Here is a 19,925-nt window from a genome sequence, read left to right as displayed (position 1 = left end):
CCAGGTGCTCGCGAAGCCGAACCGACTCACCCGCGGATCGGACTACAAAACCACAGTCCGACGGGGTTCTCGTTGTGCCGGAGCGCACACCGTGACCTACGTCGGGTCGTCGGCTGAGAGTGGTTCGCCTCGCTTCGGCTTCATCGTGAGCCGACAGGTCGGCTCCGCCGTCACCCGCAACACCATTCGCCGCCGCCTCAAAGCGGTGTGCGCCGAGGCGCTCCCGTCCATCAACGGGGGCGCCTCTATCGTCATCCGCGCTCTGCCGTCCGCGGCGACCGTGGATTACGCGACACTTCGCGCCGATGTGGTGCGGTGTCTGCAACGCAAGGCCGTCGCATGAGTGCGTCGACACTGCCGACATCGGCCACCGGGGCCGGTCGCCTGGCACCGGACGCCGTCCTGGCATCCCTCCCCCTCCTCCCCCGGAATGCAGGGCTCGCCCTGCTGCACGCGTATCGAGCGACGATCTCGCACGTCTACGGCGACGTGTGCAAGTACTACCCGTCATGCTCCGCCTATTCGGTGGGAGCGGTGCAACAACACGGACTCGTCAAGGGCGTCGCGTTCACCGCGGCCCGTCTCGCACGCTGTCATCCCTGGGCTCAGGGGGGCATCGACGATGTCCGTCCGCACCGCGCCTTCCGCCACGAACTCACTCCGCACGGTTTCGTCGTGCCTTCCCGAAAGGACTGATCGTGCAATTCGATCTCATTGGGACCCTTCTCTGGCCCCTCAAGTGGGCTGTCGAGCTCGTACTCGTCGGTTGGCATTCGCTGTTCACGGCGTTCGGCATGGCTCCTGCCGCCGGAATCACCTGGGTGCTGTCGATCGTCGGACTCGTGCTCATCGTGCGCGCCGCGCTCATCCCGCTCTTCGTCAAGCAGATCAAGAGCCAGCGCAAGATGATGGAGATCGCTCCCGAGCTGCGCAAGGTTCAAGAGAAGTACCGCGGCAAGAAGGACCAGCTCTCTCGTGAGGCCATGAGCCGCGAGACCATGGCGTTGTACAAGAAGCACGGCACGACGCCGGTGTCGAGCTGCCTGCCGCTCTTGGTGCAGATGCCGATCTTCTTCGCGCTCTTCAGCGTTCTGAACGACGTCTCCAAGCACGCCGCGAGCGGTGTCGGCGGCGTCGGCCTGCTCACCCCCGAGCTGACGACCGAGTTCTACGACGCACGCCTGTTCGACGTGGCATCCATGCACGTCAATCTGGTCACCGCATGGGGTCAGGCCGACGGCCAGGTCACCGTCGCCATCCTGCTGACGCTCGTGGTGCTGATGATCGGATCGCAGTTCTTCACGCAGCTGCAGATCATCTCGAAGAACCTGTCGCCCGAGGCCAAGACCGGTCAGGCGTACCAGATGCAGAAGATCATGCTGTACATCCTGCCGCTGGCCTTCATCTTCTCGGGTGTCTTCTTCCCGCTCGGTGTCGTCATCTACTGGTTCGTCAGCAACCTGTGGACGATGGTCCAGCAGTTCGTGGTCATCCGCGAGATGCCCACACCCGGATCTGACGCGGCCAAGGCTCGTGAAGAGCGTCTCGCTCGCAAGGGCAAGGCCATCGATGCGACCGGAAAGGTCGTTCCGATCGAGAAGTACCAGGCCGAACAGCAGCGTCTTCTCGAAGAGGCCGAGCGTGTGCGTGCGGCGCAGCCCAAGCGGCAGCAGCCCGTGGGTAAGCAGCGCGCCAAGAAGCAGCAGACCACGAAGAACACCGGTACGGCGAGCGGATCGGCCGGCACGCCCGGCTCGTCCCCCGCTCCCTGACGACCCGAAAGACCACGATGACGACGTCAGATCAGATCGCACCCGAACAGACCGCCGCCACCGAGGAGCAGCTCGAGCAAGAAGGCGACATCGCTGCCGACTACCTCGAGGGACTTCTCGACATCGCCGACATCGAGGGCGACCTCGCCCTCGATGTTCGTGCGGGGCGTGCCTACGTGTCGGTCGAGGCCGACGACGCAGAGGCCCTCTCGACGCTTTCGCACCCCGACACCGTTCAGGCACTGCAGGAGCTGACGCGCCTGGCCGTGCAGAACTCGACAGGCCGATTCTCTCGGCTCATCCTCGACATCGGCGGCTCGCGTGATGCGCGTCAGCGCCAGCTCGAGGCCCTCGTCGACCTGGCGATCGAGCGGATCAACGAGGGTGCCACACAGGCATCCCTGCCGGCCATGTCGAGCTACGAGCGCAAGTTGGTGCACGACATCGCCGCGGACCGCGGCTACACGTCTGAGTCGTTCGGTGAGGGCGCTGACCGCCACACCGTGCTGCGACGCGGCTGATCAGGATGCCGGAACAGCTCGAGCCCGAGCCGGCGGCAGCGGTCGCGCTGTTCGGCGACCGCATCGACCGTGCGCGGCAGTTCGTCGCCGCTCTCGCCGAGCACGGCGAAGAGAGGGGTCTCATCGGCCCCCAGGAAGTTCCGCGGCTGTGGACGCGACACGTTCTGAACAGCGCGATCACGGCGCCGTACTTCTCCGGGCGATCGGTGGATGTGGGTTCGGGTGCCGGCCTTCCCGGTCTCGTGCTCGCCATCGCTCGTCCCGACGTCGAATGGACGCTCATCGAACCGATGGAGCGCCGTACGGCGTGGTTGACCGAGCAGGTCGCCGAGCTGGAGCTCGACAACGTGACGGTGGAGCGCATGCGCGCCGAAGAGTGGGCCCGCGGGCGCATCTTCGACGTGGTGACCGCCCGAGCCGTCAGCGCGCTTCGCACCCTTCTGCCCTTCACCGCTCCCCTGGTCCGCCCTGGTGGGCGGCTCGTATTCCTCAAGGGAGCCAGCGTGGGAGCCGAGATCGAATCGGCAGCGAAGCAGGTTCGTAAGCTCGGCCTCACAGACGTCTCGGTCGAGGTCGTGGGCGAGGGTGTGCTCGACGAGCCCACGCGCGTCTTCTTGGCCACCGTCTCGCGCTAGCGTTCGTGGAGGCTCTGAGGGGCTGCAGACGCCGCTGAGAGTCCACGCACGAGCGCGTGGGCGTGCGCGGCGGGTGCTTCCGCGCCGCGGTGGATGCAGCGCGGATGGTGTGCGCCCGTGGCGGGTATGGAGCGATGGGCGGATACGGCGTCGTCCTCGACGACGCTGACGCGGGTGTGCGCATTTTCCTCGCGGTGTCGGTGTGGCTTGGTCTCAGGCAGCGCCAGGGACTGTCTTCGGTGCGTGCCCACGCACGATGGGCCAGGGCTGCGGCCGTACCGAGACATCTTGCGGGAGTCCGCGTTCACACCACCCCTCCGATATATATCCATATGAATACAGTTATGGGGAGCTTGCGACGAGGCCCGTGGGAAGCGAGTCTCGTCGACGGTGAGATGCAACAGGGCACCGTCTCGATCTGAGGATCCGCGGACTGGGATGGATCTGCTGCGCGGGCGAGACAACGAGACCTTACGAAGCGCGTCTGCCGTGTGCGTGGAGTTCGGAGGCGTCGACCGTTCTTGCTGCTACGAAGCGTGATGGTGGCTCGGGCGAATGCCCTGGTGCAGTTCGCGTACGGGTGGGGAACGTGCTGACCGGTTGCGAGAACGTGGGGCCGTTGTCATGATCCGCACGAAGCGGAATCCGGGGGTCTCGGTCCGGATGGCGTTGCGCACACCACGGTGTTCGTGGATTCACGACTGTAGGCGGATTCATTCGAGCCCCTCGCTGCCCAAATGATCTGCACATGTGAACGTGCCCCACGATGGGTGAGATCCCGTGATGCACGGTGACGATTGTGGGGTGGCTGCTCACGGGCTGTGGAGCCAGCTCGACACGGTCGTCGTGGGTGCGCCCCGGGGGGTCTGGGCGTGAGTCGCAAATTTTGGTGTTCGACGCTCCCCTGACCGGGGTGTGGGCCTGGACCAGTGTTGTGCACCGTGTCTCGGAGTGGCGGGGGGAACTCGGTTGTGACCATCTGAATCGTTCGGCGCGGCCAGAGCACGACGACCGTCCTGCGTGACATGGAGCACAGGGGCGAACGGTGACGTGATCTGTGCCCCGTTGGAGTCCCTGTGTTGGCGCGCGCTTGCAGAGGGCTTGGTGGGTCAGCGTGAGGTGAGCAGCAGGCGCGGATATGCGGTGTCGCTCTTATGTTCCACGTGAAACATCGCGATTCTCCGGCTTGCTGTTGGACCGGCCCGTGTGTGTTTCACGTGAAACATAGAAGTTCAGGTCGAGAGGGTGGCAGGAGAGAACGTCGGTGCGGGGCTGTTCCCGCATGAGCCCGTTGCCTAGCTCTCTTCTCGCGGGCGCGGAATCGCGGCAGTGAATGGATGGTCGGGCCGCTCCCCCGCCCATTCCTGCGCAGCCCAGGCGCTTCCCGTGGGGCTGGGTAGTGGCTTCGGGCCGACATGCTGATCGGTCGGTATGGGGCTGGCCTTTCGGTCGTCTCTTCCCAAGACGTTGGTTCCAGCGGGGTGTCTTGAACCTCCCGCATGTCTAGACCAGTGCGGACGGCGCAAGTGCGTGCGGCTTGATCCTCCGCGCGACGCCTCTCGTGGGACGTGAGACGCCTGCGCAATGAGCGATGGCGGTGCCCTGACCTACCGCGCTCAGGGATGACTCGGTCAGCCGGCGGGGGTCTGGCCGGCTTCGCTCACAGCCCTGTTCTCAACTAATCGTTCTCCCAACAAGCCGTCTCGCCGGAGCGATCGGCGTGGCGGGAGGGTGGTTGGTGATTGTGGGATGCCTGCCACGGACTGGCGACGTGGTCACGGCGCCTGATTCGGATGAGGCCGTGATCTCCTCACGGTCGCGGGCTCACTGACCGTGGCCGTCATCGACCGGCACGGTGCCAGCCGAAGTGCGCACACTAGGCCGACGCGCGCCCGGCAGAACCACTCGGCGTCTCGTGTCGTCGTCGCCGCTGCGTAGAGAGCTCGGCATGGAGTTGACGGTGCATGGCAGGCGACACCGAAGTAGTCGAATCCGGACGAGTGCCATTCCGGGCAATCGAGGCTCGGCCCGGCGAGAAGGGGCCATCCCCCGGAGCCACCGTGCCGGTCGTGTGTGCAGCCTGATGCGATGTGCTGGGCGGTGCGACGTGCGGGGACGCACTCCGTGCCGCGACTTCTTTCGTGCCGGACCTATGTCGTGCCGGACCCATGTCGTGCAGGGAGATACATCGCGAGGCGAAGTGTGTTGTCGCAGCCGCGCCCAGGGCGCTCGGGAGCACTCTCATGCGCACTGGCTGCCGCATCCGTGGCTGGACAGCGCACTGGGAGGGTCGGACGACGCCGTACCCCCCGCTCCAGTGGTTGCTCCCCTGCATGGATCGAGAGACGGTCGCGGCGTACTCCGGCTTCTGGGCGGCTCAGAGAGTGGCGTCGTCCGACACGCTGAGGCGCCCGCGCTTTGCTGCGCCGCAACTACCCCGCGATTCGCGCAGACAGGAGAGCGCGCGAGTGGCTGTGCGGGTCGCGTCGCTGCGGCTCGGCCAGGTCATGCGTGAGGGTGGTGAGCCAGTGCCGTAGTTCTTCAGCTCGAGAACGTGAAAACACCGAAGTGACGTCACTTCGGGAGTAGCGGCGCCCGAGATTCCGGGGCCAGATGCCGGCAAGGCCGTTCACCTTTCCGACATCGATAAGTGTGTCTCGAGCCCCCACGAGCACCGCGGGTGTCCAGTGCTGGGCCCCCTCCGATCCGAGGAAGTCTTGGCCACTTGGCGAGGCGTCAGGTCCAGGTCCACGGGCATGACGCCGAAGTCCGGGGCGTTGAAATGACAGTCCCTGTTTCACGTGAAACACCGCGCATATAGCCAGCCGATAGATATGCCGCATCGCAGCAGTGAGCGGCGCACAGCGAGCCCCGCCTTTCCGCGCCCGTCTACGACAGGGATCGCGTCGTGATGCGCCTTGGCCATCGCCATGCTGGAGCGGGCCGGACTTCAGATGCTGTCTGAGCGTCGATCGGGGACTCACCGGCAACGCGGCTTGACCGGTGACCGCCGAGCTCGCGGACGCTGTACGTGTCCGCTGCATCAGAGTGCTCTGGGCGCGCTCCGTGCGAACCTGCTTCGTGCGCGTCGGGGATGACCTGAAGGACGGGCCCCACTCCCACGATGGTGGACGAGTATCCCAGTTCGCTGCCTCCCCAAGTGACCGGCGTCGAATCGCACACAATGGCCGGAGATCGTCGCGCAGGCTGTGAGCGAACCGGAGTATGCGCTCGCGTGGGGCGCCGGACTGCTCAGGGAAGGCGCATCGGCGGACCACGATCGACGCCGTCCTGGACACCAGTGCCCAGAACGGAGAGACGAGCCTCATGATGCACCGGCTTGGTTGCCCACAGATGCGTGCCGCAGTCCAGCCGACGGGCGGCAATCGCCCATTGGAGGCTCTCGCTCCGGCGGGCAGCGGGGCGCGACGATTGTTGACTGACTGGGGTGTCCTGAAATCGGACGATGGTGCCGAATAGGAAGGCTTCCTCCCCAGCAGTCGAGGTCCGGATGGGAAGGGAACCGAGTGAATCATGCGCACGCGCCAGGCTGTGCGATGTTCCACGTTGAACACTGAGCGATCGAACGCGCGCAGAGCGGTCTCGGCTGGACGCTGCGCCGGGATGAACATCTCCGTTCGGAGCGAGTCGACGGGGACCTGGGTAGTCTCGAGCAAGCTGCAAGCGCGCGGGAGCCTCCCTATTGCCGCAATCTCGGGTTCGTATGGACGGGGTGAGATGTTTCACGTGAAACGGTCCCGCATGCGTGCCACGCCTTGAGTCACACCGCTGCCTGTCGCCATCGTTACGACACGGCGCTCCCGGCGCCGCGCCGGACTCCCCTCGGATCATGCTCGCGGTCCTGTCGAACCCGGTGGGGACGAGATCGCGGGACCGGGTTGACGATTTGATAGCCACTCACTCACCAGCGGCCTGCCGATGAGACCGAGGCGGGCACTCACTTCCCGACAGTGGCAAAGCTCATGTTTCACGTGAAACACATCGGTCCGCGGTCTCAGATGCCACGCGCGATTCTCCGGTCAGGCGTAGCCACGCAGTGCAAAAAGCAACCCCGCGTGAACCGGCGAGCATGGATTCCGTTGCGAGACGAGAGCCGTTAGTGTCGGCGGGTCGTATCGCCAGGTGCCTGCACTGTTAACCCTCCGCTCCCTGAAGCCGGTCGGGCAGACACCTCACGCGTCGTGCGAGTCGTCCGCTCAAAGTTGCCCGCAGCGAGTTGTGTGGACAGCTCGCCTCTTCAGCCGACACGTCGTGCCCCATGGTCCCGCCACACAGCACAGCAGGAAGGCTCGGGTATTACCCAAGGACGGAGCGATGGACGCTCATCGTGATCGCGGCGCGAGGATAGTCGCCCGTGGAGAAAGGTGGACCGGCTTAACCCCGTCGAGCGGTGTGGGTTGCACAAATGACGGTGCCGCCCGGGTATCCGGGGATGGCGCGAGTAGACTGAGCAAGTTCGGCAACGGAGAGGTGTTTCACGTGAAACAGTCCGATGGGGCATCTGCGTCCTCTTCCTTCGAGGACTCCCCCATCGCTCGTGAGATCGCTGATCTTTCCGCGCGACGTCGCGCCCTTGACTCGCGAGAGGTGGAGCTGTCGGGACGCACTCGCGTCTTCACCGTCTCGAACCAGAAGGGCGGCGTAGGGAAGACAACGACCGCGGTAAACGTGGCCGCCGCTCTCGTGTCGATCGGGGCTCGCGTCCTCGTGATCGATCTCGATCCGCAGGGCAACGCGTCGACCGCTTTGGGAGTCGCTCACAACGCTGAGACGCCGAGTGTGTACGACGTTCTCATCGACGATTTCCCGCTCGCCGACATCGTGCAGACGAGCCCGGAGTCACCGAATCTTCTGTGCGCACCGAGCACGATTCACCTCGCCGGCGCCGAGATCGAGCTTGTTTCGCAGGTTGCTCGGGAGCACCGACTGCGCGGGGCTCTCCGCGACTACCTCGCGATCGACGACAACCACCTCGACTTCGTCATCATCGACTGCCCGCCGTCCCTGGGCCTGCTGACCATCAACGCGTTCACTGCCGCCGATGAGGTCATGATCCCCATTCAGTGCGAGTACTACGCACTCGAGGGCCTGAGTCAGCTTCTGGGCAGCGTGCAGATGATTCAGAAGCACCTCAATCCTTCGCTCCACGTCTCGACGATCCTGCTGACGATGTACGACGGCCGTACGCGTCTCGCTCAGCAGGTCGCCGAAGAAGTGCGTTCGCATTTCACCCACGAGGTCCTCGACACGGTGATTCCCCGATCGGTGCGCGTCTCCGAGGCGCCGAGCTTCGGTCAGACGGTCATCGCGTACGATGGCCAATCAGCGGGGGCCATCGCTTACCGTGAGGCGGCGGTTGAGATCGTCGCGCGCGACACCACGAAGAAGGATTCCTGATGGCGAAGAGAACCGGTCTGGGTCGCGGTATCGGCGCCCTCATTCCCACCGCAGAGCCGTCGGAGTCCCGTCCGGTCGACGTCTTCTTCCCCGGTGCGTCGAGTTCGTCGAAGGCGGAGTCCGCGGAGAAGACTGACGCATCTGTCGAGGCAGATGGTCTCGTCACGGTCCCGGGCGCGCGGCTCGTGCACATCGACCCCAAGTCGATCGTTCCCAACCCGCGTCAACCGCGCACGCACTTCGACTCCGACGATCTCGCTGAGCTCGTCCACTCGGTGCGCGAGTTCGGCGTGCTGCAGCCCGTCGTGGTCCGAGACAAGGGCGACGGCACCTATGAGCTCATCATGGGCGAGCGCCGCACCCGAGCGTCTCGCGAGGCGGGCCTCGACACCATCCCCGCGGTGGTCCGAGAGACCGAAGACGAGTACCTGCTGCGTGATGCTCTGCTCGAGAACCTTCACCGTTCCCAACTGAATCCGTTGGAAGAGGCGTCGGCCTACCAGCAGCTGCTCGAGGATTTCGGGATCACTCAGGAGGAACTCGCCACGAGGATCGGGCGGTCGCGCCCGCAGATCAGCAATACGATCCGCCTGTTGAAGCTGCCCGTCCCCGTTCAGCAGCGAGTGGCGGCCGGAGTCCTGAGTGCCGGACACGCCCGCGCCATCCTGTCGCTCGACGACCCGCGTGAGATGCAGAAGCTCGCTGACAAGATCGTGAACGAGGATCTGTCTGTGCGCGCGGCCGAAGCCGCGGCGAAGATGCCCGGGGTGGCGCCGGTGCGGCAGAAACCGCAGGCAGGCTCGCGTCGTGCTGGCCTCGACGAGGTCGCCGAGCGTTTGGGCGATCGGTTCGACACAAAGGTCCGCGTCTCTCTCACCGCGAAAAAAGGCCAGATCAGCATCGATTTCGCCTCGATTCAGGATCTGAACCGGATCCTGGCGACCCTGGGCGAAGACGGGTACACGGGCTGAGACCGACCCCACAGTGCGCACACTTGTGCACACCCGGGCGCCAGACGATCCCGGTGTCGGTGGCTCGACGTAACCTGGATGGGTGACTTCGAACGACCAAAACCCTCGCCGTCGTGCCAGCCTGGAGCTGCTGCGTGCCGAGGCGTCCGACGAACTCGCGGTGCTGATTCACGAACGCCTGCGGGGCGGCGAAGATCCCTGGGACTTCATGGAAGACCTGCCGAACGTGGATGAACTCGTGGTCCTCACTCTGCGGGCCGAGAACATCACAGAGAACGGCGGCGTTCGCCCCAATCGCGCCCGCAACTACCGTGTGCTCCGTCAGATCGCCCTCGACTATCCGGCTCTGACGCGGGCTGTGTGGCGCATCCTGGGCGAAGAGGAGTCGCACCGGGTGTGGGACGCCAGCGCTCGACTCGACGCCTCCTGACGACTGCAGACCCCCGCGCCGGCGAAGCCGGCACCGCGTTGCGTGGGGCGCCGACCGCGTTCCGTCGCGCGGCAGTGGCGTATCGGCATCCCTCTCTCGCCGTACGGTCACCTCGGCCGGATGATACTTCCGGAAACGACGAATCCCCGACGCCGTGGCGCCGGGGATTCGATGATCGCGGGGACTCAGCCGAGGAAGGGCGCGAGGTCCTGCTCGAGTGCGTACTTGGGCTTCGCACCGATGATGGTCGTCTTGACCTCACCGCCCTGGAAGACCTTCATCGCGGGGATGGAGGTGATCTGGTACTTCATCGCGAGGTCGGGGTTCTCGTCGACGTTGAGCTTGAGGATCGTGATCTTGCCCGAGTTCTCGTTCTGGATCTCGTCGAGGACGGGGGCGACCATGCGACACGGTCCGCACCACTCGGCCCAGAAGTCCACGAGAACGGGTCCGTCAGCCTGCAGGACGTCCTGCTCGAACGTTGCGGAGGTCGTCGCCTTGGCAGTCATTGCATATCTCCTTAGATGGAAGCTTCAGTGAATGAAAACGCTGGTGAGCGTTCTTTTGTTCCTCAGACGACAGCGGCGTCGGGAAGGCCCTCGATGGGGCTCTCCGCGACCGCGGGCTCGCCGGCCTCGCCGCGGGCGGCGAGGAAGTGTTCCACGTCGAGGGCAGCGACGGTACCGCTGCCGGCGGCCGTGATGGCCTGGCGGTAGGTCGGGTCGATGACGTCGCCGGCGGCGAAGACACCCTCGACCGACGTGCGCGAGGAACGGCCGTCGACCCAGATGGTGCCCTGGTCGGTGAGCTGCAGCTTGTCGTGCACGAGGTGGGTGCGGGGGTCGTTGCCGATGGCGACGAACAGGCCGTCGAGGGGGAGCTCGCTCACGGTGTCGTCCACCGTCGAGCGCAGGCGCACACCGTTCACGGCGTCGTCGCCCAGGATCTCGTCGACCGCGGAGTTCCAGATGAATTCGATCTTGGGGTTCGCGAAGGCACGCTCCTGCATGATCTTCGACGCCCGCAGCGAGTCCTTGCGGTGGATGATGTAGACCTTCGACGCGAACTTGGTGAGGAAGTTCGCCTCTTCCATGGCGGAGTCGCCGCCGCCGACGACGGCGATGGTGCGGTCACGGAAGAAGAAGCCGTCGCACGTGGCGCACCACGAGACGCCGCGGCCCGAGAGTCGCTCTTCGCCTTCGAGTCCGAGCTTGCGGTACGCGGAGCCGGTGGCGTAGATGACCGAGATAGCCTCTTCGACCTTGCCGCTGCCGAGCGTGACGGTCTTGACGGGGCCGTCGAGCTGGAGCGACACGACGTCGTCGTACAGCACCTGCGCTCCGAAGCGTTCGGCCTGCGCCTGCATCTTGGCCATGAGGTCAGGACCCTGGATGCCGTCGGGGAAGCCGGGGAAGTTCTCGACCTCGGTCGTGTTCATGAGGTCGCCGCCGGCTTCGACGGAACTCGCGACGACGAGGGGCTCGAGGTTGGCTCGGGCGGCGTAGATGGCGGCGGTGTAGCCGGCGGGGCCCGATCCGATGATGATGACGTGACGCACGGTAGCGCGTTCCCTTCGTTGATTCCGTCGGATGAAACCCATGGTAGCCCCGGGATATTCCGGGAACCCGGGGCTAGCGGTGGGGGAGGAAGCGTCGGCCCAGGGCGAGCGCCGGCGCGAGCTCGGGGGTGCGGAAGAGCGCCAGGATGCCGAGGTACACCGCGAGCACGACGGAGCCGACGATGGCGGCACCTGCCGCTCCCGCGAGGGCGCTGCTGGTCGTCCACCCGTCCGCGCCGCCGAGCAGCAGCAGCACGCCGTACCCGGCGGCCGCCGCCGGAAGAGCGGCCAACGCGAACCTGCCGAGGGCGAGCAGCCATGATGCCGTTCCGATGCCGGACAGGCGACGGTGCAGCAGCACGGTAGCGACGACGACCTGCACGACGCTGGCGATGGACTGGGTCAGCGCCACACCCGCCGCCAGCTCGCCGCGACCGAGAACGGCACTGGCGAGGACTGCGCCGCCGGCGACGAGGGCGCACTGGAGGAGCGTGAAGAAGAAGGGTGTGCGCGTGTCGTTGTACGCGTAGAAGGTGCGCTGTACGACGAACAGCACGGCGAGGGGCACGAGGCAGACCAGGAAGCACAGCAGCACCGGTGCCGCAGCGACGGCCTGTTCGGCGTTCTTGGTGAAGATGCGGCTGGCCGGAACCGCCGCGACGGCGAGGGCCGCGGCCGACGCGACGATGAAGAAGCCGAGCGTGCGGATGCTGCGCGAGATGTCTGCGCGCACCTGGTCGTGGCGACCCGCGGCCGCGTGCTCGCTCAGCTGCGTGAAGTACGGCGTTCCGATCGACAGCACGATGATCGAATACGGGAGCATGAACAGCAGCCACGCGTTCTGAGAGGCGAAGATCGCGGGGTCGTTCCCCGAGGCGCCCGAGAGCACGTTGGATTGCACGATGCCGGCGAGCTGACCTGCCACGACCATCAGGAAGGTCCAGCCGGCGAGACGTCCGATGTGGCGCAGGCCCACGCCCTTCCACTGGAAGTCGGGCCGCAGCGTGAGCCCCGCGCGCCGCCAGAAGAACAGCAGCACCAGGGTCTGCACGACGATGCCGGCGGTGGCGGTGCCGGCGAGTGTCGCGATCATCGAGGGCGTCCACGCGGCGACGCGATCCTGAGGGCCGCTGAAGATCAGGATGAAGACGCCGAAGCCGGCGATCGAGATGACGTTGTTGACGATCGGCGCCCACGTGTACGGCCCGAAGACGCGCCGGGCGTTCAGGATCTCGCCCAGCAGTGCGTACAGACCGTAGAAGAAGACCTGCGGAAGGCACCAGTAGGCGAAGGCGGTCGACAGTGCCAGCTGATCGTCGGTGAACTTGCTCGCGTACACCTGCACCAACAGGGGCGCGGCGACCATGGCGAGCGCGGTGGCCCCCAGCAGGCCCACCGTGCCCAGCGTGAAGAGCTTGGAGACGAATGCCTGGCCGCCGTCGGCGTGCGCGGCCGCCTTGACGATCTGCGGGACGACCACGGCGGTCAGCAGACCCGTCGAGATGATCGCGTAGATGTTGTTGGGCAGCTGGTTCGCGACGGCGAAGGCGTCACCCGCGCCACCGATCGAACCGATGGCCGCGACGAGCACGATGGTGCGCAGCAGACCGGTCAGGCGCGACGCGATGGTCCCCGCTCCGATGAGCACACTCGCCCGTCCGATACTGCTCACGGGCGGTTCTCCTCGGTGAAGTCGGATGACAGCGGCTCGGTGCCGTCGTCGTCGGTGTCGGGGGCACTGTCGTCCGATGCCGGGCTGCGCCCATCGGCATCCGGGCTCTTGCGCACGACGCTGCCGTCGGCCGGGGGCTCGGCATCCGAAGTCTCGTCGCCCTCGGTGCGCGTTCGACGGCGACGGGCGATGGTGCGCACGACGCCGAGACTCAGGAACGCCACGATCAGCAGGATGATGACGATGAGGCCGATGTTCTCCCACTCGGCCCGCACCTCGACGTCGACCACCTGCGGCGAGCCCACGGCTTCTCCGGTGGGGCTGTAGAGCTGCAGGGCGACGCTGACCTCGCCGTTGGCGATGCGTGCCTCGACGGGGACCTCGACGCGCGTGTTGGCCGAGGCCTGAGCGTTGACGGTCGTGCGCGGCTGAACGCGGAGCCGCACGTCGTTGGGGTCCACGGCCATCACGACCGTGACGGGCCAGGGCAGGTCGTTGCGCACCCACGGCCGCAGCGGCGCGCTGGAACTCACGAGTCGGAAGTCCGACGACAGGATGCCGACGGAATCGAGCGTCGTACGCGTCGCGGCGCGGTGGTCCGAGACGGCCTTGCGGGCGGCATCCCCCGTCCACGACACGTTCGTCACCTGGAGGACTTCGGCGCGCTCGCGGCCGGTGAGCAGCTCGGGCTGGTCGAGGATCGTCGCGAAACGGTCGATGACCTGCTCGTCGGCGACCAGATCGGCGACGTCGGTGACGCGGGCGGTATCGACCGTCGCGTCGGCGAGGGTGATCTCGGATGCCGGGATCGTCGACACCGCGGCGAGCGTGGAGCTGCTGTACCCCGGCGCCGTCGCGACGAGGCCCAGGGTCGCGCGGAGACTCACGCGCGAGCGGTCGGTGCCGCGGTCGAGGATGGCGAGGACGGGCTGATCACCGGTGGTCGCGCGAGCCAAGGCGAGGTAGGCCTGCGCGGCCGCGAGCGCCGACCCCCGTCGGGTCGTGTCGTTCTGTCCGGCGGCGTCGGCGAGAGCACGCGAGACCTCGGCGTCGTAGACGGGGGTGGATACGCCTGCCACGGCGGCGGCGGCCTGACGTGCGCCCCCGACCACGCTGGTCGACGGCACCAGCACGTGGGCGGGCTGATCGGCGGTCCCGAGGGCACCGAGGGCGGTGACGGTGTCGGCGCCGGCGGATCCGGTCGCGGGCCAGAAGACGTTCGGGGTGGCGGAACCGATGTCGAGCAGCGACGTCAGCGACGGGTAGGACGGCTGGCCCGGCGTCGCCGATGTCGACGGATCGGGCGTCGACACCGCCGAGACGGCGGGCGCGGGCTGGGTGAAGTCGGCGGCCGTCATATACGACTGCAGCGACGTCGGTGAGAGGGGGGCGGTGAGGCCGGCCCGCAGCTGCGCGGCGATGTCGGCGTCACCGAACTGCAGTGCGAAGCGGTTGTTGGGCAGCGCCAGCAGACGCTGCAGCCAGGCCACGGCGGTGGGGGGTGCGGCCGAGCCGAGAACCCGGATCGCCGCGGGGATGGCGGGATCGACCGCGAGGGTCGCCCCGGTTCCGTCGACCGCATCGAGTTGGGCCGAGAGAGCGCCGTCGACCGCGGTGAGCTCCGCCAGTTCGCTCGCGCTCAGCAGCCCCCGGGTCATCGGTGCGGCCGTGATGGGAACGACGAGGGCGACGGGTGTCTGCGCGCCCGCGTCGTTCGGAACGACGACCACGGTCGGGGTGCGCAGACCCGCGCCGTCTGCCGTCACGCGCACCGGGTAGACCCCCGCCGCGCGTCCGGCCAGCGCGGCGTCGGTCGCCGGCACCGACAGCGCCGTGGTGGTCTGGGCGCCGGAGGCGGTGGCATCCATCGATCCGGTGGCGACCTGCTGCAGGGTGACTCCGGTGGTGTCGCCGCCGAGCCAGCGCTCGAGGGCCGCGTCGTCGCTCAGGGGCGCCGTTCCCAGCTGCAGGCCGACGGGGGTCGCGACGGCCGACCCGGAACCCGCCGCCAGGGTCACGGCGACCGTCAGCGCCTCACCGGGGCGCAGGATGCCGTTGGCGACGGGTGCGGCCGACAGGACGGCCGGCGTCGTCGAGGCCGACGGCGAGGGGCTCGGTGCGGCAGCCGCGGCGGGCATCGCCGGGACCGCGAGTCCGAACGCCAGGGCGCCGGCGGCGAGGGTCGCCAGCAGCCGGCGCGTGAGGGAGCGCCGCGGCACGGGTGAGCCCGGAGGCTGGGAGGTCACGTTCATACGAGCGTCGGTGGAACGAGGGGGCCTCGCACCGCGTTGAGTCTAGGCCCGCGCACCTCGGAGCCCCCCGATAGCCCCGCGCAGACGGTTGAATGGACCGGTGCTCCCCGAACCCGACGCCCTGCTGTGCCGCGCCCTCGCCGACGACCTCCGCGCGGCGGGCTTCGCCAGCGCTGCACTGAGAGACGCGTGGGGTGCCCGAGCCGACGACGCTCTCGCCCGCGGCCTGCGTCGCCCCGCCACGCGCGCGTTGGGCGACCGGGGTGACGCGTTGGCCGTGCTGGGACGCCTCTGGGGTCTGGGACTGCCCGTGGCACGCGGCGACGTCGAGGCGGCGCTGCCCGCGCTGCGCGTCGACGGAGCCGTGACTCTGGGGCTCATCGAGGTGTCGGGCGATGCGGTCACCCCGGCGGTGCTGCTGCGCCCGCAGGGGTTCTCCGACGACCAGGGCGACGTCGAATGGTGGATCGCGAGCGATCTCGACGAGTCGGCGCTCGAGGGCCCGCTCCCCGAGAACCACGTGCTCGGGGTGGGGGGCGCCTCCGAGACCCTCGCGCGGCTGCAGCTCACGCGTCGCGCGCACACCGCCCTCGATCTCGGCACGGGGTGCGGCATCCAGGCCCTGCGGTTGCGCCGTCTGGTCGACCACGTCGTCGCGACCGACATCTCGGAGCGCGCGCTGCGGTTCACCCGGCTGAACGCCCTGCTCAACGACGTCGACGGCATCGAGACGCGGCACGGCTCGCTCTTCGAACCCGTCGCCGGCGAGACGTTCGACCGCGTGGCCTCCAATCCCCGTTCGTCATCACTCCGCGCGTGGCCGGTGTTCCGGCGTACGAATACCGTGACGGTGGTCTCGAAGGCGACGCGCTCGTCGCGTCGGTCATGGGCGGTGTGGGCGCGCACCTGTCCCCCGGCGGTGTCGCGCAGTCGCTCGGCAACTGGGAGTACCGCGAGGGCGAGTCGGGACTCGATCGGGTGCGCGACTGGATCGGAACGTCGATGGACGCCTGGGTCGTCGAGCGGCAGGTGCTCGATCCTCTCGCCTACGCCGAACTGTGGGTGCGCGACGGCGGTACCGTCGCCGGCACCCCCGCGTACGCGCGGCTGATCGACGCCTGGCTCGACGACTTCGCCGAGCGGGGGGTGACCGGCATCGGTTTCGGCTACGTGCTCGTGCGCAAGCCCCTCGCCGGAGCCCCCACGCTCGCCCGCTTCGAGCGGGTCGACGGCGGCGGCGAGGCGTGGTTCGGGTCGCACCTGGCCGCCTGCCTCGCCGCGCACGATCGCGCGGCGCTGCTCGACGACGAGAGCCTGGCCGATAGCGTGCTGCGCGTCGCCCCCGACGTGACCGAGGCTCGGCACCACCGACCGGGTGAAGAGGACCCCTCGGTCATCGAGCTGCGCCAGGGCGGGGGCTTCGCGCGCACGCTCGAGGTCGACCCCGCGTTGGCGGCGCTCGTGGGCGCGTGCGACGGCGATCTGTCGGTGGGCGTGCTCGTCGACGCGATCGCGCAGCTGCTCGAGGTGGATGCCAAGGCCCTCCGCGCCGACCTGCTCCCGCGTGTGCGCGAGTTGCTGGTGACCGGGTTCGTGGACTTCGCCGACGACTGACGCCCGCCGGTGTCTGCGGACAGGGTGCCGTCGGCCCTCGCGTCTGGCGCGGAGCACGTCTGCGGTGGCTGTCGGCGGCCCCGGATAGGCTCGAAGGCATGCTGAACATGGTCGACGGTCTCGCGCGCCTGGAGGAGCTGGCGGCCCACCCCGTGGTTGCCACGCTCGCCCGCGTCTTCGCCGACGCCGGTCGCGACCTGGCCCTGGTCGGGGGACCCGTCCGCGACGCGTTGCTGGGCCGGATCACCCACGACTTCGACTTCACCACCGACGCGCGTCCCGACGAGATCCTCGCCCTGGTGAAGCCGGTGTCGTCGGTGCAGTGGGACGTCGGTCGGGCCTTCGGCACCATCGGCGCCCGGGTCAAGGGCGAACAGGTCGAGATCACGACCTATCGGGCCGACAGCTACGACGGCGTCACCCGCAAGCCCACGGTCGAGTTCGGTGACACGCTCGAGGCCGATCTCAACCGCCGCGACTTCACGGTCAACGCCATGGCGTTGCGGGTTCCCGCCCGCACCCTCGTCGACCCGACGGGCGGCGTCGAAGACCTGCTGGCCCAGCGCCTGCGCACCCCCATCGACCCCGCGGTGAGCTTCGGCGACGACCCCCTGCGCATGCTGCGCGGAGCCCGATTCGCGTCGCAGCTCGAGTTCACCCTCGACCCCGACACGCTCGCCGCCATCGTCGAGCTGCGCGCCTCGCTGCAGATCGTCAGCCCCGAGCGCGTGCAGGCCGAGCTCGTGCGGCTGCTCCAGACCGACGACCCCGTCCGCGGTATCCGGGTGCTGGTCGAGACCGGCCTGATCGACGAGTTCCTGCCCGAGGTGCCGGCGCTGCGCCTCGAGGTCGATGAGCACCACCACCACAAAGACGTCTACGAGCACTCCCTCACGGTGCTGCGCCAAGCCATCGCGCTCGAGAAGGAACGGCATCCGGATGCCGCCCCCGATGTGCCGCTGCGTCTCGCGGCGCTGCTGCACGACATCGGCAAGCCCGCGACGCGGCGCCTGGAGCCGGGCGGCGGCGTGACCTTCCACCACCACGACATCAAGGGCGCACGCTTGGCCCGCAAGCGTCTGCAGGCGCTGCGCTTCGACGCGAACACCACGACCGTCGTCTCGCGCCTGGTCGAACTGCACCTGCGGTTCTTCGGTTACGCCGAGGGCGCGTGGACCGACTCCGCGGTCCGACGCTACGTGCGCGACGCCGGCGACGAGCTGGAACGCCTGCACATCCTCACGCGGGCCGACGTGACCACGCGCAACAAGCGCAAGGCCCATCGCCTGGCATCCGCGTACGACGACATCGAGAACCGCATCTCGGCCCTGCGCGAGCAGGAGCAGATCGACGCGATCCGCCCCGAGCTCGACGGCAACCGCATTCAAGAGGTGTTGGGTGTGAAGCCCGGTCGTGAGGTGGGCGAGGCCTACCGGTTCCTGCTCGAGCTGCGCCTCGACGAGGGCGTGCTCGGCGAAGACGAGGCCGAGAAACGGTTGCGGCAGTGGTGGGCGGCGCGGGGGTAACGCCGTTCGTCTGACGACGACGCTCGGGGTGCGTGCTGCCCGCTTCGGATGAGAGGCATCCGGGGCACGTTTCGTGCAGCGGGGTGCTCACTGACCGCCCCGGTGCACCGCTCGCGCCCCGAAACGCCCGACCCCTCCCCTCGACACGGCCGTCGACCTACACTGAGACCCACCTCCGTCACCGCCGATGGGAGTCCTGTGTCCTCTTCCTGGTCGCGACCGGCCATCTCTCCCGAGACCTCGGGACTGTTGATCGCGCGCGCCCACGACGAGCTGCTCGCCGGCAACGAGGATCGACGCCTCGACGACGTGCGGCCGCTCGTGCAGGACTCGTGGCGTCGGTCGCTGGCATCGCTGGTCGGACCCGAGGGGCTTCCCTCGCTCGAACTCGCCAGCGACGAGCTCGAGGCCTACCGTCGCGCCCACCCGTTGGCGGGGGTGATGGACATGGTGAGGTCGCTCCTGCTGCCCGGCACGGCCGAGGAATCGGGCGTCGTGGTCGCCGTCGGAGATGCCGCCGGGCGCCTGCTGTGGGTCGAGGGCGACCGGCACATCCGCACGCTCACCGGCGACATGGGTTTCGTCGCGGGCGCGAACTGGGCGGAAGACGCGGTGGGCACCTCGGCCCCGGGAACGGCGCTCACCCTGGACCGGTCCGTGCAGATCCGCGGCGCCGAGCACTTCAACCGCCTCGTGCAGCCGTGGTCGTGCACCGCGGCTCCCGTGCACGATCCCGAGACGCGGCGTCTGATCGGTGTGATCGACGTCACGGGCGGGCCCGAGGCCGTGACGCCCCAGGCTCAACTGCTGGTGGATGCCACGGCCCGCGCGATCGAGAGCGAGATCCTCGTCGCGCGGCTGCGCGCGCAGCATCCACCCGCGCCGAAGCGGGCGGTGCCGTCGCGCGCGTTGCTGCGCATCCTGGGTCGCGATCGCGCGCTGCTGGAGGTGGATGGGGCGGTGCGGGAACTCAGCGCCCGGCACGCCGAGATCCTGCTGCTCCTCGCCGTGCACCGGGAAGGGCTGTCGGCCGAGGCGCTGAGCGAAGCGGTCTACGGCCACCCCGCCGTCGAGACGCTGCGGCCCGAGATGGTGCGGTTGCGCCGCGCGCTCGTCCCCGTCGCGTCGCGTCTGGTTCCGGCATCCCGCCCCTATCGCCTGCTGGAGGATCTCGAGACCGACGCGCAGCACGTGCTGTCGCTGCTCGATCGCGGGGCGCGCCGGGTGGCGTTGGCAGCGTACGCGGGTTCGGTGCTGCCGGAGTCGGACGCACCGGGGGTCATCGAGGTGCGCGAGTCGGTGCGCTCGACGCTGCGCGAAGCGCTCATCGCCGAGGCGAGCGTCGACGTGCTGCTCGCCTACGCCGAGACCGCCGAGGCGTGCGACGACGAGGAGGTGCTGCGGCTGTGCCTGGGCATGCTCCCCCCGCGTTCCCCCAAGCGCTCGGGGCTCGTCGCGCGGCTGGAGCGTCTCGAGCGGGCGTGAGCGGGCCCTGTTCGCCGGGTGTTCGCCCGGCGATGGGCCGCGGGCGTTCCCGATGTCGGAACCCCTCGTTA

General features: G+C 68.3%; 14 protein-coding genes and 1 pseudogene. 11 read left to right on the top strand and 4 right to left on the bottom strand.

Going from position 1 to position 19,925, the window contains the following annotated elements:
* The first annotated feature begins 4 nt into the window (after nucleotides 1-4).
* From rnpA to ASF96_RS00985, 8 genes are all read left to right on the top strand, one after another.
* Nucleotides 5-343: a ribonuclease P protein component gene (gene rnpA, locus ASF96_RS01020; RefSeq protein WP_055935199.1), complete on the top strand. Its 339-nt coding sequence runs from the start codon at nucleotides 5-7 to the stop codon at nucleotides 341-343.
* On the top strand, nucleotides 340-696 hold the full coding sequence (gene yidD, locus ASF96_RS01015; protein ID WP_055832332.1) for a membrane protein insertion efficiency factor YidD: 357 nt from the start codon (nucleotides 340-342) through the stop codon (nucleotides 694-696). The genes rnpA and yidD overlap by 4 nt, the downstream gene beginning before the upstream one ends.
* A gap of 2 nt (nucleotides 697-698) precedes the next feature.
* Nucleotides 699-1,772 carry a membrane protein insertase YidC gene (gene yidC / locus ASF96_RS01010; protein WP_156458668.1) on the top strand — a complete coding sequence of 358 codons (1,074 nt, stop codon included), beginning with the start codon at nucleotides 699-701 and terminating at the stop codon, nucleotides 1,770-1,772.
* A 17-nt stretch (nucleotides 1,773-1,789) separates the two neighbouring features.
* On the top strand, nucleotides 1,790-2,293 hold the full coding sequence (locus ASF96_RS01005; RefSeq protein ID WP_055935198.1) for a Jag family protein: 504 nt from the start codon (nucleotides 1,790-1,792) through the stop codon (nucleotides 2,291-2,293).
* 5 nt (nucleotides 2,294-2,298) lie between these two features.
* Nucleotides 2,299-2,928 (top strand): 16S rRNA (guanine(527)-N(7))-methyltransferase RsmG, encoded by a 630-nt coding sequence (gene rsmG / locus ASF96_RS01000; RefSeq protein WP_055832337.1) that lies wholly within the window; start codon nucleotides 2,299-2,301, stop codon nucleotides 2,926-2,928.
* 4,491 nt (nucleotides 2,929-7,419) lie between these two features.
* Nucleotides 7,420-8,346, top strand: coding sequence for a ParA family protein (locus tag ASF96_RS00995; RefSeq protein WP_374754284.1), 927 nt, complete (start codon nucleotides 7,420-7,422; stop codon nucleotides 8,344-8,346).
* Nucleotides 8,346-9,317: a ParB/RepB/Spo0J family partition protein gene (locus ASF96_RS00990; protein WP_055935195.1), complete on the top strand. Its 972-nt coding sequence runs from the start codon at nucleotides 8,346-8,348 to the stop codon at nucleotides 9,315-9,317. The genes ASF96_RS00995 and ASF96_RS00990 overlap by 1 nt, the downstream gene beginning before the upstream one ends.
* Before the next feature lie 82 nt (nucleotides 9,318-9,399).
* The gene (locus ASF96_RS00985) at nucleotides 9,400-9,747 is read left to right on the top strand and encodes a hypothetical protein (RefSeq protein WP_055832342.1); all 348 of its coding nucleotides are present in this window, start codon (nucleotides 9,400-9,402) and stop codon (nucleotides 9,745-9,747) included.
* A gap of 185 nt (nucleotides 9,748-9,932) precedes the next feature.
* Here the strand turns inward: ASF96_RS00985 and trxA are convergent, their stop codons facing one another.
* From trxA to ASF96_RS00965, 4 genes are all read right to left on the bottom strand, one after another.
* Complete coding sequence (trxA, locus tag ASF96_RS00980; protein ID WP_055832344.1) at nucleotides 9,933-10,256, bottom strand: thioredoxin; 324 nt, start codon at nucleotides 10,254-10,256, stop codon at nucleotides 9,933-9,935.
* Between the two features lie 62 nt (nucleotides 10,257-10,318).
* The gene (trxB, locus tag ASF96_RS00975; RefSeq protein ID WP_055832346.1) at nucleotides 10,319-11,305 is read right to left on the bottom strand and encodes a thioredoxin-disulfide reductase; all 987 of its coding nucleotides are present in this window, start codon (nucleotides 11,303-11,305) and stop codon (nucleotides 10,319-10,321) included.
* A 73-nt stretch (nucleotides 11,306-11,378) separates the two neighbouring features.
* Entirely contained in the window at nucleotides 11,379-12,977 is a 1,599-nt protein-coding gene (gene murJ, locus ASF96_RS00970; RefSeq protein ID WP_055935192.1) for a murein biosynthesis integral membrane protein MurJ, read from the bottom strand.
* Complete coding sequence (locus ASF96_RS00965; protein WP_156458667.1) at nucleotides 12,974-15,223, bottom strand: DUF6049 family protein; 2,250 nt, start codon at nucleotides 15,221-15,223, stop codon at nucleotides 12,974-12,976. The genes murJ and ASF96_RS00965 overlap by 4 nt, the downstream gene beginning before the upstream one ends.
* 106 nt (nucleotides 15,224-15,329) lie before the next feature.
* Between ASF96_RS00965 and ASF96_RS00960 the strand changes: the two are divergent.
* The 3 genes and pseudogenes from ASF96_RS00960 (at nucleotide 15,330) to ASF96_RS00950 (ending at nucleotide 19,854) form a co-directional block, all read left to right on the top strand.
* Nucleotides 15,330-16,843, top strand: a pseudogene (locus ASF96_RS00960) (DUF7059 domain-containing protein).
* A gap of 98 nt (nucleotides 16,844-16,941) precedes the next feature.
* Complete coding sequence (locus tag ASF96_RS00955; protein WP_055935185.1) at nucleotides 16,942-18,369, top strand: CCA tRNA nucleotidyltransferase; 1,428 nt, start codon at nucleotides 16,942-16,944, stop codon at nucleotides 18,367-18,369.
* 198 nt (nucleotides 18,370-18,567) lie between these two features.
* Nucleotides 18,568-19,854 (top strand): GAF domain-containing protein, encoded by a 1,287-nt coding sequence (locus ASF96_RS00950; protein WP_055935182.1) that lies wholly within the window; start codon nucleotides 18,568-18,570, stop codon nucleotides 19,852-19,854.
* Nucleotides 19,855-19,925 lie beyond the last annotated feature (71 nt).

The sequence above is a fragment of the Microbacterium sp. Leaf179 genome (genome assembly GCF_001423785.1).
Classification (GTDB): Bacteria; Actinomycetota; Actinomycetes; order Actinomycetales; family Microbacteriaceae; genus Microbacterium.
The sequence above is the reverse complement of the archived record's forward strand: the minus strand, read 5'-3'. Positions and strand labels throughout refer to the sequence as shown.